At 38.5% G+C, this 16,460-nt stretch carries 25 protein-coding genes; 23 read left to right on the top strand and 2 right to left on the bottom strand.

Going from position 1 to position 16,460, the window contains the following annotated elements; translation table 11 throughout:
• Positions 1 to 12 precede the first annotated feature (12 nt).
• The 21 genes from rpsE to DN393_RS30305 all read left to right on the top strand — a co-directional run bounded on the left by rpsE (position 13) and on the right by DN393_RS30305 (position 13,625).
• Positions 13 to 513, top strand: coding sequence for a 30S ribosomal protein S5 (gene rpsE, locus DN393_RS30405; protein ID WP_000554646.1), 501 nt, complete (start codon positions 13 to 15; stop codon positions 511 to 513).
• Positions 514 to 526: 13 nt separating this feature from the next.
• Positions 527 to 709: a 50S ribosomal protein L30 gene (gene rpmD / locus DN393_RS30400; protein WP_001085231.1), complete on the top strand. Its 183-nt coding sequence runs from the start codon at positions 527 to 529 to the stop codon at positions 707 to 709.
• A 33-nt stretch (positions 710 to 742) separates the two neighbouring features.
• Positions 743 to 1,183 carry a 50S ribosomal protein L15 gene (gene rplO, locus DN393_RS30395; RefSeq protein WP_000766083.1) on the top strand — a complete coding sequence of 147 codons (441 nt, stop codon included), beginning with the start codon at positions 743 to 745 and terminating at the stop codon, positions 1,181 to 1,183.
• A complete protein-coding gene (gene secY, locus DN393_RS30390) occupies positions 1,183 to 2,484 on the top strand; it encodes a preprotein translocase subunit SecY (protein WP_000490119.1) in 1,302 nt (433 codons plus the stop codon). The genes rplO and secY overlap by 1 nt, the downstream gene beginning before the upstream one ends.
• A 56-nt stretch (positions 2,485 to 2,540) precedes the next feature.
• Complete coding sequence (locus DN393_RS30385; RefSeq protein WP_001048998.1) at positions 2,541 to 3,191, top strand: adenylate kinase; 651 nt, start codon at positions 2,541 to 2,543, stop codon at positions 3,189 to 3,191.
• Positions 3,191 to 3,937 carry a type I methionyl aminopeptidase gene (map, locus tag DN393_RS30380; protein WP_000582542.1) on the top strand — a complete coding sequence of 249 codons (747 nt, stop codon included), beginning with the start codon at positions 3,191 to 3,193 and terminating at the stop codon, positions 3,935 to 3,937. The genes DN393_RS30385 and map overlap by 1 nt, the downstream gene beginning before the upstream one ends.
• Before the next feature lie 68 nt (positions 3,938 to 4,005).
• Positions 4,006 to 4,224 (top strand): translation initiation factor IF-1, encoded by a 219-nt coding sequence (gene infA, locus DN393_RS30375; RefSeq protein WP_001029884.1) that lies wholly within the window; start codon positions 4,006 to 4,008, stop codon positions 4,222 to 4,224.
• Positions 4,225 to 4,259: 35 nt separating this feature from the next.
• Positions 4,260 to 4,373, top strand: a complete 114-nt coding sequence (rpmJ, locus tag DN393_RS30370) for a 50S ribosomal protein L36 (protein WP_000868344.1) — start codon at positions 4,260 to 4,262, stop codon at positions 4,371 to 4,373.
• 21 nt (positions 4,374 to 4,394) lie between these two features.
• A complete protein-coding gene (rpsM, locus tag DN393_RS30365; protein ID WP_000090790.1) occupies positions 4,395 to 4,760 on the top strand; it encodes a 30S ribosomal protein S13 in 366 nt (121 codons plus the stop codon).
• A gap of 24 nt (positions 4,761 to 4,784) precedes the next feature.
• Positions 4,785 to 5,174, top strand: coding sequence for a 30S ribosomal protein S11 (rpsK, locus tag DN393_RS30360; protein WP_000101797.1), 390 nt, complete (start codon positions 4,785 to 4,787; stop codon positions 5,172 to 5,174).
• A gap of 180 nt (positions 5,175 to 5,354) precedes the next feature.
• Complete coding sequence (locus DN393_RS30355) at positions 5,355 to 6,299, top strand: DNA-directed RNA polymerase subunit alpha (RefSeq protein ID WP_000569644.1); 945 nt, start codon at positions 5,355 to 5,357, stop codon at positions 6,297 to 6,299.
• 35 nt (positions 6,300 to 6,334) lie between these two features.
• Positions 6,335 to 6,697 (top strand): 50S ribosomal protein L17, encoded by a 363-nt coding sequence (gene rplQ, locus DN393_RS30350; RefSeq protein ID WP_000331490.1) that lies wholly within the window; start codon positions 6,335 to 6,337, stop codon positions 6,695 to 6,697.
• A gap of 103 nt (positions 6,698 to 6,800) precedes the next feature.
• Positions 6,801 to 7,643 carry an energy-coupling factor ABC transporter ATP-binding protein gene (locus DN393_RS30345; RefSeq protein WP_064475103.1) on the top strand — a complete coding sequence of 281 codons (843 nt, stop codon included), beginning with the start codon at positions 6,801 to 6,803 and terminating at the stop codon, positions 7,641 to 7,643.
• Positions 7,619 to 8,500 (top strand): energy-coupling factor ABC transporter ATP-binding protein, encoded by an 882-nt coding sequence (locus DN393_RS30340; RefSeq protein WP_000406519.1) that lies wholly within the window; start codon positions 7,619 to 7,621, stop codon positions 8,498 to 8,500. Before DN393_RS30345 ends, DN393_RS30340 begins: the two co-directional genes overlap by 25 nt.
• A complete protein-coding gene (locus tag DN393_RS30335) occupies positions 8,488 to 9,282 on the top strand; it encodes an energy-coupling factor transporter transmembrane component T family protein (protein ID WP_064475104.1) in 795 nt (264 codons plus the stop codon). The genes DN393_RS30340 and DN393_RS30335 overlap by 13 nt, the downstream gene beginning before the upstream one ends.
• A 14-nt stretch (positions 9,283 to 9,296) precedes the next feature.
• On the top strand, positions 9,297 to 10,040 hold the full coding sequence (gene truA / locus DN393_RS30330) for a tRNA pseudouridine(38-40) synthase TruA (protein WP_002096935.1): 744 nt from the start codon (positions 9,297 to 9,299) through the stop codon (positions 10,038 to 10,040).
• 152 nt (positions 10,041 to 10,192) lie between these two features.
• Positions 10,193 to 10,630 (top strand): 50S ribosomal protein L13, encoded by a 438-nt coding sequence (gene rplM, locus DN393_RS30325; RefSeq protein WP_001260795.1) that lies wholly within the window; start codon positions 10,193 to 10,195, stop codon positions 10,628 to 10,630.
• Positions 10,631 to 10,651: 21 nt separating this feature from the next.
• Positions 10,652 to 11,044 carry a 30S ribosomal protein S9 gene (gene rpsI / locus DN393_RS30320; protein WP_000079986.1) on the top strand — a complete coding sequence of 131 codons (393 nt, stop codon included), beginning with the start codon at positions 10,652 to 10,654 and terminating at the stop codon, positions 11,042 to 11,044.
• Between the two features lie 161 nt (positions 11,045 to 11,205).
• Positions 11,206 to 11,634: a YbaK family protein gene (locus DN393_RS30315; RefSeq protein ID WP_001101006.1), complete on the top strand. Its 429-nt coding sequence runs from the start codon at positions 11,206 to 11,208 to the stop codon at positions 11,632 to 11,634.
• A gap of 66 nt (positions 11,635 to 11,700) precedes the next feature.
• Positions 11,701 to 12,414 carry an N-acetylmuramoyl-L-alanine amidase CwlD gene (gene cwlD, locus DN393_RS30310; RefSeq protein ID WP_000822446.1) on the top strand — a complete coding sequence of 238 codons (714 nt, stop codon included), beginning with the start codon at positions 11,701 to 11,703 and terminating at the stop codon, positions 12,412 to 12,414.
• Positions 12,415 to 12,557: 143 nt separating this feature from the next.
• Positions 12,558 to 13,625: an Mrp/NBP35 family ATP-binding protein gene (locus tag DN393_RS30305; RefSeq protein ID WP_064475105.1), complete on the top strand. Its 1,068-nt coding sequence runs from the start codon at positions 12,558 to 12,560 to the stop codon at positions 13,623 to 13,625.
• Between the two features lie 56 nt (positions 13,626 to 13,681).
• On the opposite strand, the gene gerD is transcribed toward DN393_RS30305, so the two are convergent.
• The gene (gene gerD, locus DN393_RS30300; protein WP_064475106.1) at positions 13,682 to 14,299 is read right to left on the bottom strand and encodes a spore germination protein GerD; all 618 of its coding nucleotides are present in this window, start codon (positions 14,297 to 14,299) and stop codon (positions 13,682 to 13,684) included.
• A gap of 139 nt (positions 14,300 to 14,438) precedes the next feature.
• On the opposite strand from gerD, the gene kbaA reads away from it, so the two are divergent.
• Positions 14,439 to 15,050 carry a KinB signaling pathway activation protein KbaA gene (gene kbaA / locus DN393_RS30295; protein WP_046958112.1) on the top strand — a complete coding sequence of 204 codons (612 nt, stop codon included), beginning with the start codon at positions 14,439 to 14,441 and terminating at the stop codon, positions 15,048 to 15,050.
• A gap of 128 nt (positions 15,051 to 15,178) precedes the next feature.
• On the opposite strand, the gene pdaB is transcribed toward kbaA, so the two are convergent.
• Complete coding sequence (gene pdaB, locus DN393_RS30290) at positions 15,179 to 15,943, bottom strand: polysaccharide deacetylase family sporulation protein PdaB (protein ID WP_064475108.1); 765 nt, start codon at positions 15,941 to 15,943, stop codon at positions 15,179 to 15,181.
• 170 nt (positions 15,944 to 16,113) lie between these two features.
• On the opposite strand from pdaB, the gene DN393_RS30285 reads away from it, so the two are divergent.
• On the top strand, positions 16,114 to 16,332 hold the full coding sequence (locus DN393_RS30285) for a hypothetical protein (protein ID WP_000900298.1): 219 nt from the start codon (positions 16,114 to 16,116) through the stop codon (positions 16,330 to 16,332).
• Positions 16,333 to 16,460: the final 128 nt, after the last annotated feature.

Below are 16,460 nucleotides of genomic sequence, written 5' to 3'. Positions count from 1 at the left end.
GAGGGAAAATTGATGCATCGCATTGACCCAAGTAAATTAGAACTTGAAGAACGTGTAGTTACGATAAATCGTGTCGCGAAAGTTGTTAAGGGTGGTCGTCGTTTCCGCTTTGCTGCACTAGTTGTAGTTGGCGATAAAAACGGTCATGTTGGATTCGGTACTGGTAAAGCACAAGAGGTACCAGACGCAATCCGCAAAGCTATCGAAGACGCTAAGAAAAACTTAATCGCTGTACCATTAGTTGGTACAACAATTCCACACACAATCAACGGTCATTTTGGAGCTGGTGAAGTATTCTTAAAACCTGCTGCTGAAGGTACTGGTGTTATTGCTGGTGGACCTGTTCGTGCGGTACTTGAATTAGCTGGTGTACAAGATATTCTTTCGAAATCTCTTGGTTCTAACACACCAATCAACATGATTCGCGCTACTGTGAACGGATTAAGCGAACTTAAGCGCGCTGAAGATGTTGCAAAATTACGCGGTAAATCTGTAGAAGAGCTACTAGGTTAAGGAGGGAAAACAAATGGCGAAAAAGTTAGAAATTACCCTCACTCGTAGTGTAATTGGTCGTCCACAAGATCAACGTGCGACGGTAGAAGCTTTAGGTCTTAAAAAGTTGAATTCAACTGTAGTTAAGGAAGAAACTCCTGCTATTCTTGGTATGATCAACAAAGTTTCTCACCTTATAACTGTAAAAGAAGCTTAAGGATAACTCATTAATATAAGGAGGTGCCTGGGAATGAAACTTCATGAATTAAAACCTGCAGAAGGTTCTCGTAAAGTACGTAACCGTGTCGGTCGTGGTATCGGTTCTGGTAACGGTAAAACTGCTGGTAAAGGTCATAAAGGACAAAACGCACGTTCTGGTGGCGGTGTTCGTCTTGGCTTCGAAGGTGGTCAAACTCCATTATTCCGTCGTTTACCAAAACGCGGCTTCACAAACATTAACCGTAAAGAGTTTACTATTGTAAACTTATCAACGTTAAATCGTTTTGAAGATGGTACAGAAGTAACACCTGAATTATTGCTGGAAACTGGCGTTATCAGCAAGTTAAACGACGGTGTTAAAATTCTTGCAAGCGGCGCAGTAGAGAAAAAATTAACTGTTAAAGCGCACAAGTTCTCTTCAAGTGCTAAAGAAGCAATTGAAGCAGCTGGCGGATCAGTTGAGGTGATCTAATGTTTCGTACAATCTCCAACTTTATGCGCGTTGCTGAGATAAGACGTAAAATATTATTCACTTTAGCGATGTTAATCGTATTCAGGATTGGCACGTTTATCCCAGTGCCATTTACAAATGGAGACGTACTGAAAGCACAAGATCAATTAAATGCCTTAGGTATCCTAAATACATTTGGCGGTGGCGCCTTGAAAAACTTCTCCATCTTTGCGATGGGAATCATGCCGTATATTACAGCATCCATCATCGTGCAATTATTGCAGATGGATGTTGTTCCTAAATTTTCGGAATGGTCGAAGCAAGGTGAAATGGGCCGTCGTAAACTAACGCAATTCACGCGTTATTTTACAATTGTTCTTGCGTTTATTCAGGGGTTTGGTATGTCAATCGGTTTTAACGGTATGGTAGGTGGGCAATTAATTTTGAATCCTGGTTGGAGCACTTATTTATACATTGCTACGGTACTGACTGCTGGTACTGCATTTTTAATGTGGTTAGGTGAACAGATTACAGCTAAAGGTGTAGGTAATGGTATTTCCATCCTTATCTTTGGCGGTATTGCCGCAGCGATCCCAAGTGTTATATCTCAAGTGTATCAACAACAGTTTCAAAATATCGGAGATCAATTGTTCATGAGTATCGTTAAAGTTGCATTGATCTTACTAGCTGTGCTAGCGGTTATTGTTGGTGTTATTTTCATTCAACAGGCTGTTAGAAAGATCCCAATTCAATATGCGAAGCGTGTAACAGGAGGGAATGGGAATCATGCTGGAGCACAAAACACACATTTACCGCTTAAGGTAAATAGTGCGGGTGTTATTCCAGTCATTTTTGCTGTTTCATTCTTAATTACGCCTCCAACTATTGCACAGTTCTTCCCGAATCATGATGTATCGCAGTGGATCATTGCAAACTTTAACTATTCTCACCCAGTGGGAATGATCATATATGTTGCGCTCATTGTAGCCTTCACATATTTCTATGCGTTTGTTCAGGTTAATCCAGAGCAAATGTCAGAGAATCTAAACAAACAAGGTGGATATGTTCCAGGTATTCGTCCGGGTAAGAATACGGAACAATATCTAACAAAAATCTTGTATCGTTTGACCTTTGTAGGATCAATTTTCCTAGCAGCGATTGCAATCTTACCAGTTATCTTTACGAAATTGGGAAATCTTCCTCCATCTGCACAGATTGGTGGAACGAGTATGTTAATCGTTGTCGGCGTTGCTTTAGAAACAATGAAGCAGCTAGAAAGCCAACTGGTAAAACGCCATTACAAAGGGTTTATCAAGCAATGAGTAAGTGGGAAGAATCGTCTTCCCTACATGCTCATGTACTCTGAGGGGGAACAAGGATGAACTTAATTTTAATGGGGCTTCCTGGTGCTGGTAAAGGTACACAAGCCGAACAGATTGTTGCCAAGTATAACATCCCTCACATTTCAACAGGAGATATGTTCCGTGCAGCTATGAAGGCTGAAACTGAAATGGGTCTACAAGCAAAATCTTTTATTGATAAAGGTGCACTTGTTCCAGATGAAGTTACAATCGGAATCGTTCGTGAACGTTTAAGTCAGGAAGACTGCGTAAGAGGTTTCTTACTAGACGGTTTCCCACGAACTGTTGCACAAGCATCAGCTCTTGAAGAGATTATGAAAGATCTTGGTAAAAAAATCGACTATGTTTTAAACATTAATGTGGATTCAGGGTTGTTATTAACACGCCTTACAGGCCGTCGTATTTGTAAAGAGTGCGGTGCGACTTACCACTTAGAATTCAATCCGCCAGCAAAAGCTGATGTGTGCGATAAATGTGGTGGCGAATTATATCAACGCTCTGATGACAATGAAGAAACTGTGGCAAATCGTTTAGATGTAAATATTAAGCAAACAAAACCTTTGCTTGATTTCTACGAAGAGCTTGGTTACTTACAAAGCATTAATGGTGAGCAAGATATCAATAAAGTATTTGCTGATATCGATGTTCTCATCGGAGGCTTAGCGTAATGATCATCTGCAAAACTCCTCGCGAGATAGAAATCATGCGAGAAGCTGGCAGGATCGTTGCTTTAACTCATCAAGAGTTGAAACAGCATATTACTCCAGGAATTACAACGAAAGAGCTCGATCAAATAGCGGAAAAGACGATTCGAAAATATGGTGCTACGCCATCTTTTAAAGGATACAACGGATTTCCGGGGAGCATATGTGCTTCTGTAAATGAAGAGCTTGTACACGGAATTCCAGGGAAGCGCAAGCTCGAAGAGGGCGATATCATCAGTATCGATATTGGTGCGAAATACAATGGGTACCATGGAGATTCTGCATGGACGTATCCAGTTGGAAACATTTCTGAATCTGTTCAAAAGCTACTTGATGTCACAGAAAAATCGTTGTATCTTGGTCTAGAACAAGTAAAACCAGGCGAAAGATTATCAAATATCTCACATGCGGTTCAAACCCATGCTGAAGAGAATGGGTTCTCGATCGTTAGGGAGTATGTTGGTCACGGAATCGGGCAAGACTTACATGAGGACCCTCAAATCCCGCACTATGGTCCACCAAATAGAGGCCCTAGATTAAAGCCGGGAATGGTCATCTGTGTTGAGCCGATGGTGAATCAAGGAAGACGATATGTAAAAACACTATCTGATGACTGGACAGTGGTAACGGTAGATGGTAAATGGTGTGCACACTTTGAGCACACGATTGCTCTTACAGAAGCAGGATACGAAATCCTTACCACTTTATAAGTAGCTGGCTCTCCGGGATTTCAGAGCAGTGTAAAATGTTACTGATTTGAAGAAGGGAGAACTATTGAATGGCTAAAGATGATGTAATTGAAGTCGAAGGTACCGTTCTTGAAACGTTGCCAAATGCTATGTTCAAAGTAGAATTAGAGAATGGGCATGTCGTATTGGCTCACGTTTCTGGTAAAATCCGTATGAACTTCATTCGTATTTTACCAGGAGACAAAGTTACGGTAGAATTATCTCCGTACGATTTAAATCGTGGTCGTATTACGTACCGTTTTAAATAATATAGCACTCCGTAATCTTTAAGGAGGTTCGAGACATGAAAGTAAGACCGTCAGTTAAACCAATCTGCGAAAAATGTAAAGTTATTCGTAGACGTGGAAAAGTAATGGTTATTTGTGAAAACCCTAAACATAAACAAAAACAAGGTTAATCAGAAGGAGGTGCATTCAGAATGGCACGTATCGCAGGTGTAGATATTCCTCGAGACAAACGCGTTGTTATTTCTTTAACTTACGTATTCGGCATTGGTCGCACAACTGCTGAAAAAATTCTAACTGAAGCTGGTATTTCTTCAGAAACACGAGTTCGTGATTTAACGGAAGACGAACTAGGACGTATCCGTGATATCATCGATCGTATTAAAGTTGAGGGAGACCTTCGTCGTGAAGTATCTCTTAACATTAAACGTCTAATGGAGATCGGTTCTTACCGTGGTCTTCGTCACCGTCGTGGTTTACCAGTTCGTGGTCAAAACTCTAAAAACAATGCTCGTACACGTAAAGGTCCACGTCGTACAGTAGCAAATAAAAAGAAATAATAAGTAAAGGAGGTTGAACTAACAATGGCACGTAAAACAAACACTCGTAAAAAACGTGTGAAAAAGAATATTGAAGCTGGTATAGCTCATATTCGTTCTACTTTCAACAACACAATCGTAACACTTACAGATACTCATGGTAACGCACTTTCTTGGTCTAGTGCTGGTGCACTTGGTTTCCGTGGATCTCGTAAGTCTACTCCATTCGCTGCGCAAATGGCTGCTGAAGCTGCTGCTAAAGTTGCAATGGAGCACGGTTTAAAAACTTTAGAGGTTACTGTTAAAGGTCCTGGTGCTGGTCGTGAAGCTGCAATTCGTGCTCTTCAAGCTGCAGGTCTAGAAGTAACAGCAATTAGAGATGTTACTCCAGTTCCTCATAATGGATGTCGTCCACCAAAACGTCGTCGTGTGTAATTTTTCTGTATAGAATTTTCCCTTTTGTCTATAATGGATATGATGCATTATCGAGAAATTTCGTACAGAAACATCGCTTGTTGTGCACAATCGGGAACTGCCTAAGGGGGACTTTCGGTTAGACAGGGGGTATCCCTTTGTTTAACCGGGGTTTCGACGTTTTGAAGGAGGGTTTAGTTAATGATTGAAATCGAAAAGCCGAAAATCGAAACGGTTGAACTTAACGAAGATGCTAAATATGGTAAATTCGTAATTGAACCGCTTGAGCGTGGATATGGTACTACTTTGGGTAACTCCTTACGTCGTATTCTTTTATCCTCACTCCCTGGTGCCGCTGTTACTGCTATCCAAATCGATGGCGTATTACATGAATTTTCAACAGTTGAGGGCGTAGTAGAAGACGTTACGACGATCATCTTAAACTTGAAAAAGTTAGCTCTTAAAATCTACTCTGAAGAAGAGAAGACGTTGGAAATTGATGTGCAGGGCGAAGGTATTGTCACAGCTGCTGATATTACTCATGATAGTGATGTAGAAATCTTAAATCCAGATTTACACATTGCAACGTTAGCAAAAAATGCGCATTTCCGCATGCGTTTAACTGCAAAGCGTGGCCGTGGGTATACGCCAGCTGATGCAAATAAAAGCGAAGATCAACCAATAGGAGTAATTCCTATTGATTCTATTTATACTCCAGTATCACGTGTGACTTACCAAGTGGAAAAGACACGTGTCGGACAAGTGGCTAATTATGATAAGCTTACGCTTGATGTATGGACGGATGGAAGCATCGGGCCAAAAGAAGCTATCTCTTTAGGTGCCAAAATCTTAACTGAGCATTTAAATATCTTTGTTGGTTTAACTGATGAAGCACAAAATGCTGAGATTATGGTCGAGAAGGAAGAAGATCAAAAAGAGAAAGTTCTTGAGATGACTATCGAAGAACTAGATCTTTCTGTTCGTTCTTATAATTGCCTAAAACGTGCAGGAATTAATACTGTACAAGAGCTTGCGAACAAAACAGAAGAAGATATGATGAAAGTTCGTAACTTAGGACGTAAATCCTTAGAAGAAGTTAAACATAAACTTGAGGAATTAGGTTTAGGTTTACGTAAAGACGACTGAGGATTTAAACCCATCAACAAAGGAGGGAACTACGAATGGCATACAGAAAATTAGGCCGTACAAGTGCGCAACGTAAAGCTATGTTACGTGATTTAGCTACTGATTTAATTATCAACGAGCGCATCCAAACGACAGAAACTCGTGCAAAAGAACTTCGTTCTGTAGTGGAAAAAATGATCACTTTAGGTAAACGCGGAGATCTTCACGCTCGTCGTCAAGCAGCAGCTTTCATTCGCAATGAAGTAGCTAACGCTGAGACTGGTCAAGATGCACTTCAAAAATTATTCGCTGATGTAGCTCCACGCTATGCTGAGCGCCAAGGCGGATACACTCGTATTGCAAAAATTGGTCCACGTCGCGGAGACGCAGCACCAATGGTAATTATCGAGTTAGTATAATGATAATTAAAAGGGCAGGACAGTTCTTTTCAAGAAACTGGTCATGGCCCTTTTTTTTAAATATAAAAATAGGCTAACTTGGCGAAGGAAAGGGTGCCTTGTATTGAAAAAAGAGAAACTTCGGACAGAAAATATATCATTTCAATATCCTGGGGCAGCCACTTATGCATTAAAAGATGTTTCATTTTCCTTGTATGAGGGAGAATGGGTATCTGTTATTGGACAAAACGGTTCAGGGAAGTCTACACTTGCAAAATTATTGAATGGTTTGTTTTTGCCGGAAACAGGGACTATTACAGTAAATGATACAATGGTTTTATCTGAGGAAACGGTATGGGATGTTCGAAAACAAATTGGTATGGTATTTCAAAATCCAGATAATCAATTTGTTGGAACGACAGTGCAAGACGACGTTGTCTTTGGCTTAGAGAATATCGGAATGCCAAGAGAGAAAATGGTAGAAAGATTAGATCAGGCCCTCAAACTTGTCCGTATGGAAGATTTTCTTAATGATGAACCTCATTCGTTATCTGGTGGGCAAAAGCAGCGAGTGGCAATAGCAGGCGTTTTAGCACTTCAGCCATCTATTTTGATATTAGATGAAGCAACGTCAATGCTAGATCCTCAAGGGAGACGTGAAGTAGTAGAAACGGTTAGACAACTTGTTAATCAAAAAGGTATTACCGTGTTATCAATTACGCACGATTTAGAAGAAGCGGCACAATCAGACCGTGTCATTATTTTAAATAAGGGAGAAATATTAGAGGAAGGGACTCCAAAGCAAATCTTCAAGTCCTCTCATATGCTCCAAGAAATTGGATTAGATGTACCCTTTTCAGTGAAAATAGCAGAATTATTAAAAAGAAATGAAATTCTCTTGCAAAATACGCATCTTACAATGGAAAGCTTGGTGAACGAACTTTGGAGATTACATTCCAAAAAGTAGAACATCGTTATCAATATAAAACTCCATTTGAAAGACGCGCACTTTATGATGTAGACGTGTCGTTTCCAAGTGGGGGCTATTATGCCATTATCGGTCATACTGGTTCAGGTAAGTCGACGATGATTCAACATTTAAATGGTTTATTGCAGCCGACGAATGGCACAGTTCAAATTGGTGAACATTTCATTTCGGCAGGAAAGAAAGAAAAAAAGCTAAAGCCACTACGTAAAAAGGTAGGGGTTGTCTTTCAATTCCCAGAACATCAGTTGTTTGAAGAGACTGTGGAGAAAGATATTTGTTTCGGCCCTACTAATTTTGGGGTATCTGTAGAAGAAGCGAAGCAAAAGGCAAGAGAGGCAATTGAACTTGTAGGGTTAGAGCCGGAACTGTTAACACGTTCACCGTTTGAGTTAAGTGGTGGGCAAATGAGGCGTGTTGCGATAGCGGGTGTATTGGCGATGGAACCCGAAGTGCTTGTATTAGATGAACCTACAGCAGGACTAGATCCAAAAGGGCAGAATGAACTTATGGAGATGTTTTATAAGCTGCATAAGGAAAAAGGTCTTACAGTTATCCTAGTAACACATAATATGGAGGATGCTGCTAAGTATGCGGAGCAGATTGTAGTCATGCATAAAGGAACGGTCTTTTTGCAAGGAAGTGCAGAGGAAGTATTTTCACATGCTGATGAACTAGAGAAAATTGGCGTGGATCTTCCTATGTCTTTAAAGTATAAACGTGCAATTGAAGAGAAGTTTGGCATTTCAATCCCAAAGGCTACCTTATCTTTAGAGGATCTTACTCATGAAGTTGTGCAGGTGTTACGAAAAGGTGGTCATGAATCATGCAGCAGTTGATTATTGGAAGATATATTCCAGGGAAGTCTCTTATTCATCAACTCGACCCACGTACGAAGCTGCTGATTGTCTTTTTATATGTATTTGTTGTTTTCTTAGCAAATAATGCGATTTCATATGGATTTTTATTTTTATATGCACTCATTGCTTTATTTTTTGCAAAAGTGCCGATTCGTTATGTACTTTCGGGCTTAAAACCAATTCTATGGATTTTTCTTTTTACATTTTTCCTGCATATTTTTACAAATAAAGAAGGGGAAGTACTATTCCAGCTTGGTTGGTTTTCGATACATGAAAAAGGATTAGAGCAAGGGATATACATTTCTATACGATTCTTCGTTATTATTTTAATGACGACATTATTAACGTTAACGACGACACCTATTGAGATTACAGATGGTTTGGAGACGTTATTAAAGCCGTTGAAACGTATAAAAGTTCCTGTTCATGAAATCGCATTAATGATGTCAATTTCTCTTCGTTTTATTCCGACATTAATGGATGAAACGAGTAAAATAATGAAGGCACAAGCTTCACGTGGTATTGATTTCGCAGGAGGACCGATAAAAGATAGGATGAAAGCTATTATCTCACTACTCGTTCCTCTATTTATCAGTGCTTTTAAGCGTGCTGAGGACTTAGCGATTGCTATGGAAGCACGTGGGTATCAAAATGGCGAAGGACGTACTAAATTTAGGCAACTACGCTGGAAAACAAGCGATACAGTAACGATTATAAGCTTACTTTGTTTAGCTTGTATTTTGGCATGGGTGCGATCGTAATGGAGAATAGAGAAATGGATAGAATAAAATGTACGGTTGCATATGATGGCATGCATTTTTGTGGTTATCAAATTCAGCCGCAGCATCGTACTGTTCAACAAGAGATTGAGAAAGCTTTGCAGAAATTGCATAAAGGAGAACTTGTTCGTGTTCAGGCATCGGGCAGAACGGATTCTACCGTTCACGCCAAAGGACAAGTCATACACTTTGATACACCGTTGTCTCTTGAAGAGTGGCAATGGAGTAATGCATTAAACACAATGTTGCCAGATGATATTGTTATCAGACAGGTAGAGAAAAAAACAGAAGAATTTCATGCGCGTTACGGTGTCGAGAGAAAAGAATATCGTTATCGTGTATTATTATCAAAGACTGCGGATGTATTCCGTAGAAATTACGTATATCAATATCCATATCCGCTCGAAATAAGCTCTATAAGAAAAGCGATTCCTTATTTTATTGGAACGCATGATTTCACTTCTTTTTGTTCGGCAAAAACTGACAAAAAAGATAAAGTGCGAACGATTTATGAAATTGAGTTAATTGAGCAAGGCGATGAATTAATTTTTCGTTTTGTAGGTAATGGATTTTTATATAATATGGTCAGAATTATTGTTGGTACGTTACTGAGCGTAGGGCAAGGAAAGCTTGATCCTGATAGCATTCCAGAGATTTTAGCGAAACAAAATCGTCAGTTTGCTGGAAAGATGGCTCCAGGTCATGGACTTTACTTATGGCAGGTAAACTATAACAACTAATCCTGGTGTAACATTTGCTTGACATTAGAAACTCAAAAGTATATCATAACATATGGTATTGTTTCTAAAACCACGATTAGCCCCGGAAGGAAATCGTGTTTAAGATAAACAATAGATTTTTTCTATGGAAAAGATAACGAGGAGGGAAACACATGCGTACGACTTTTATGGCAAAAGCTAACGAAGTTGAGCGTAAATGGTATGTGGTTGATGCTGAAGGTCAAACTTTAGGTCGCCTATCTACTGAAGTAGCATCTATTTTACGCGGTAAAAACAAACCTACATTTACACCACACGTTGACACGGGTGATCATGTAATTATTATTAACGCTGAGAAAATTCATTTAACAGGTAATAAATTAAACGATAAAATTTACTACCGTCACACTAACCACCCAGGTGGACTTAAGCAAAGAACAGCTCTAGAAATGCGTACAAACTACCCTGTACAAATGTTAGAGCTTGCAATTAAAGGGATGCTTCCAAAAGGACGTTTAGGACGTCAAGTATCTAAGAAATTAAACGTGTATGCTGGAGCAGAGCATCCACACCAAGCACAAAAACCAGAAGTTTACGAACTTCGCGGATAATCAATTAAAGGAGGGCTTACTTTGGCACAGGTTCAATACTATGGCACTGGACGTCGTAAGAGTTCAGTAGCGCGCGTACGCCTAGTTCCAGGCGAAGGACGCGTTATCATTAACGGTCGTGATTTTGAAAACTATATCCCATTTGCTGCATTACGTGAAGTAGTGAAACAACCTCTAGTTGCAACAGAAACTTTAGGTAACTACGATGTACTTGTAAACGTAAATGGTGGTGGATACACTGGTCAAGCTGGTGCTATTCGTCACGGTATTTCTCGCGCTTTATTAAAAGCTGATCCAGAATACCGTCTAACACTAAAACGTGCAGGTCTATTAACTCGTGACGCACGTATGAAAGAGCGTAAAAAATACGGTCTTAAAGGCGCACGTCGTGCACCTCAGTTCTCAAAACGTTAATTTTTGCGAACTACAAACCCCAACCATTTTGGTTGGGGTTTTTTTATGTTTTATTCCTCTTTTGTAATTTTGTAGTTTGGAATATTTTAGTGCTATTCTCTCGCGTATGCTTCTTCTTTAGAAGTTTAGACTAATACGTATTAGGGAGGTTTATAAGTACTATGAATGTCATTGTCAGCTTACAAGAAAAACAAAAAGAAAAGCAGTTGAAATATGAACGGAAGATGCTGCGAGAATTATCATTAAAAACATTACGTTCAAATATTAGGGATGCCTTTCAGATGCAGGAACTTCATCGTCAGTATGAAGATTACTGTATTGAATTAGGGATAGAGTCGTATTTATTAGGAGCGAGATACAGTAAGTTTGGTTATTATGGTGAATCATTCTTTGATGTGAAATATAGAGCCTTAGAAGAAGAGCAACAATTAACGGAAACATTATTCCAATTTTTAACGAGCATGACTATGCGGGAAATTAAGTTACAAGATGAGGAATTACTTTTTGAATCTTGTCAGCAGTTTATTGGCTTATGGTGGCAAGAAGGATATGAAAAAGGTGAAAGAAGATATCGATTAAAGCTTCATTAAGACAAGCATAAACTTTCCTCTTGTCCCATATAAGTAATTAGAGGGACTAGCTGGAGGAGGAAAGGTATGAAGAGAATTCGAATTATCTCTTTTGCACTCGCTGCGGTTGTTTTGTTTTTTTTAGTCAAACAAGAATTTCAAATTACAAAATCGTGGCGAGCTTGGAATTTACCCTTATCAGGGAAAGTGATTGTATTAGATGCTGGGCATGGTGGGCCAGACGGAGGGGCTGTTGGTGGAAAAGATATTATAGAAAAAGATATTACGCTTGAGATTACAAAGAAGGTACAAGATTATTTACAAGAACAAGGTGCACTAGTTATTTTAACACGTGAGGGAGATTATGATTTAGCTCAGAAAGATACAAAATCATATAGTAGACGTAAAGCAGAGGATTTAAAAAAGCGTGTAGAGATTATTAATAAACCTGATGTAGACTTTTTTGCGAGCATTCATTTAAATGCTTTAACTAGCAGTGGATCGAAAGGCGCACAAACGTTCTACTACCGTTCTTCGGTTGAAAATGAACGTGCTGCGAAATTTATACAAGCTGAATTGAGAACGAGTTTAGAGAATACGAATCGTTCTGCTAAAACAATTTCTCATGTGTATTTATTAAAGTATGCGAAAACACCAGGTGCTCTAATTGAAGCTGGCTTTTTATCGAATGTAAACGAAAGGTATATGTTAAATTCGGAGAAATATCAGCAAAAGGTAGCGGCTGCAGTATATCGTGGTATATTACGTTATTTCACGGAAAAAGGAAATCCTCCAGAATAAGGAGGATTTTTTGAGTTTCTCTCGTTAACGAAGTTTTCCGAAAATATGTTATACTGGAAATGTAAACGCATTTATTTCAAAAATAAAGAGAGATAAATTTAATTAACATTACGTTATTTTTCATACAGGGGGCTGGGCTAACTATGGTAACGAAAGAGCAAGTAGTGGAAGCGTTAGAAGGGATTGTAGATCCGTTTTTACATAAAACGTTAAAAGAAACAGGGGCAATTAAAGAGGTAACAGTCAAGCCTGAGAAGGAACATGTAAGTGTTAAAATTGCAATTGTAAAAACCGGTACAGCGGAACAAATGCAATTGCAATCTGGAATTGTAAAGTTAGTAAAAGAACTAGGGGCAGCAACAGTAGGGCTTCGCTTTGCGGAATTTACAGAAGAGGAATTAGCTCAGTTTGCACCGGAACAGGAAGAAGAGCAAACTGAATCTTTATTGTCGCCAAATTCAAAAACGACATTTTTAGCAGTAGCGAGTGGAAAAGGTGGAGTCGGAAAATCAACAGTTTCTGTTAACCTTGCTATTGCTCTAGCTCGTCTAGGTAAAAAGGTCGGTATCATTGATGCCGATATTTATGGTTTTAGCGTACCGGATATGATGGGGATAGAAAAACGTCCTGTTGTAAGAGGGGATAAAATTATTCCAGTGGAGCGTCTAGGTGTAAAGGTAATCTCAATGGGATTCTTTGTAGAGGATAACGCACCGGTTATTTGGAGAGGACCTATGCTTGGGAAAATGTTAAATCACTTCTTCACAGAAGTAGAATGGGGCGATTTAGACTATTTAGTTTTAGATTTACCACCGGGCACAGGTGATGTTGCGCTAGACTTGCATTCGATGTTGCCGGCTTGTAAAGAGATTATTGTAACAACGCCACATCCAACAGCGGCATTTGTAGCAGCGCGTGCTGGAGCTATGGCTTTACGTACAGAACATAGCATTCTTGGCGTTGTTGAAAATATGGCGTATTTTGAAAGTAAAACAACTGGTGAAAAAGAATATGTGTTTGGAAGAGGTGGAGGAGATAAATTGGCTGCAGAACTTCAAACAGAAGTACTTGGCCGAATCCCGCTTCAACAACCTGATTGGAATAAAGAAGACTTTGCGCCGTCAGTATACGAAGATACACATACGACAGGCCTTATTTATCGCACGATAGCTGAGACAGTGATTGATAAAATAGCTGTTGCGCAAAAATAAAATAATAACGAGTGGACAATACATATATTGTCCACTCATTATTATAATCATTATTTTTACTGCTGTTCCTTTTTACCGTCTTGGGAACCACCTTCACCGCCAGCTTCCTTTTTATCAGATCCACTTTTTTCGGCTTTTTCTACACCTTTACTAATAATGTCAATCATCTTAGCTTGGAAGAGTGGGCTTTCAGCAGTTTCTGTTAATACTTGTTGTAAATATTGACGGTATTCTTTGCTCTTCATCGTTTGTAACATCATTTTTTCTACTTCTGGGTTTTTCATAATTTCTATAACGCCAGCTTGGTATTCAGGGTCTTTTAGTAATGTTTTCATTAAGGTTGTTTGTTCTTTCCCCATACTTTTAGCGAACTTTGATGAGAACTCAGGGTCTTTAAAGAGCTTTTCCCAAAATTGTTGCCCTTTGTCGGATACCATTGCATCTTCAATCGTTTTCTTTACTACTGTTTCATCTAGTATGAGTGCTTGTTTCATTTTTTCATCAGTTAATACATCTTGAATAGCCTTCTTACCTTGATCGGTTTTTAAAATATCAACAATCATTTTCTTTGTTTGATCGTAATCAAGTTCGGACTTTGCTTCTTTTTCTTGTGCACATGCTACAAGTACAAGAAATAGAAAAGAAGAAGTCAAAACGAGCAGCATCCGTTTCATAAGTTGGAACTCCTTTCAGCACAGTTCTCTCTTTTTAATATAAATATCTTTAAGGAATTTATACATGAACATGGCTAGCTTTTTGAAATTGTCATTGATACAATTTAATTAGAAATATAAGGATAATGGGGGATGTGTTGTGAATAGCCGCAAGTGGGTACGACTATTTTTTACGACGTTGTTTCTTGGTGGGATTAGCACGGTCATTATTGGGTTTGTTTTGGAGTGGGACAAGTACGCTAAATTTTTTCAAAATTTCGACGGAAAGGAGATTTTAGCAGTTTCCTTCTGGTTGATGGGTGTAGGATTTATTTTTAGTGTTATAAGTCAAATGGGGTTCTTTGCCTATTTAACAATCCATCGTTTTGGACTGGGGATGTTCAGGTCACCTTCTTTATGGAATGCAGTCCAGCTCTTCTTTATTGCATTCGTTTTATTTGATTTCGTGTACTTAAGATCCGTATTGATTGCAAATGGGGAAGTTTCGTTAGGGAATAACATACTTGTTGCTGGTGTGTTATTTGTGTTTGGGGCGATTGTTGCTTACATAAAAAGTAAAGAAACAAATAGAAAGGCATTTGTGCCCGCTTTGTTCTTTATGGTTGTTGTAACAATTCTTGAGTGGGTACCAGCGCTTCGTATTAATGATACAGATTGGTTGTATTTAATGGTGATACCACTTTTATTATGTAATGCATATCAGTTACTTATATTACATCGTTTAATTGGAAAGACGAGTAAGTCGGCTTAAGTAAGAGAGGTTTTGGGTTTTTATACAGAGGGTAGTTGTACGAATGCAAATATCGGGATGAAAAAAGCTCTATTACCTTAATGATAGGTAGTAGAGCTTTTTATGTGTGAAGGCACGAGGGAAAAGAATTACCTTACATCTTCACTTTTTGTACTTGTGTTAGAAATAAGTTGTGATACCGATATTTGCTCATATCCGTCACTCTTTAATTTTTGCAGAAGCAGTGGTAAAGCTTTATTTGTTTGGAGGGCAGAATCAGATGCATGTAATAAGACGATATCTCCACCTTTTAAATTAGTAGAGACATTGGAAACGATATTGTTTACACCTGGGTTTTTCCAGTCGTTTGAGTTATTACTCCAATGGACGATGGTGTATCCGAGTGATTCTGCTATTTTAAGTGTTGCTTTGTTAAAGTCTCCACTAGGTGGACGTAATAGTTTGACTTGTTTCACACCGAGTTTTGTAAAAACATCTTGTGCTCGTAAAAGATCTCTTCGTATTTCATTTGTCTCTAGAGAAGTGTAGGACGTGTAATTATAACCCATACTACCGATTTCATGTCCATCTTTTATGATGCGTTCAATAACATCAGGGTGTCTTTCTGCCCATGCAGCAGAAAGGAAGAAGGTTGCATTCTTAATGTCTCTTTCTTTAAGTGTATCAAGGATTGGAATTGCTTTTTTGTCTCCCCAACTAATATCAAACGTGAATGCAACTTGTTTTTTAGAGGTGTCTCCTTTGTAAATAACTTTAGGTCCTGTCGCAGTTGAAAAAGCAGATTCATGTGAATATGTTTTCAAAAAGAGAAGCCATGCTGTAAATAAGGAAAGTATCACTATTAAGCTAATGTGTTTAAAAGCTCGTTTACTCGTAATAAAAAAGAAAAACATAATATTACGCCCCTTTGTCCAATCCTTTTCAGTTACATATATGCTTTATATATTAAAAAGAGAACAAAGGATTAATATCGTAAGCAGTGGATATAATGAATGATAGGATTTTGATAAGGGAAAATGAGCGGAACGTTTATTGCTTTGTAAGAAATGATTGAGGTGATGATTTGCTTGGGTTTATGTTAACGAAAGAAGAGAAAAAAGAAATGGAATACATATTGAAGAGAGAGTTAGAAGAACTTTTATTTGATTTTGAAGATGAACGTATTCATGACGTTGTAAAAAAGGCGATGGAAGAAAGATATAAAATCATTTTTTGTTTGTTTCGAAGAGTCGCTAATGCAGAAGAATGTATGCGTTATGTAAGGAAAAGAACTTTTTATTAAAAAGTGTTGACGTTAATGGTTATTATATGATAAATTAATAACCGTCGCTGATGCAGAAACGCAGAAAACGACAAAAAAGAAATTGAAAAACTTAGTTGACATCGAAAAACGAAGATGTTAACATAAGG

The organism is Bacillus sp. BPN334 (genome assembly GCF_008368885.1).
GTDB lineage: Bacteria > Bacillota > Bacilli > Bacillales > Bacillaceae_G > Bacillus_A > Bacillus_A wiedmannii.
This window is presented reverse-complemented; position numbering and strand designations above follow the sequence as displayed.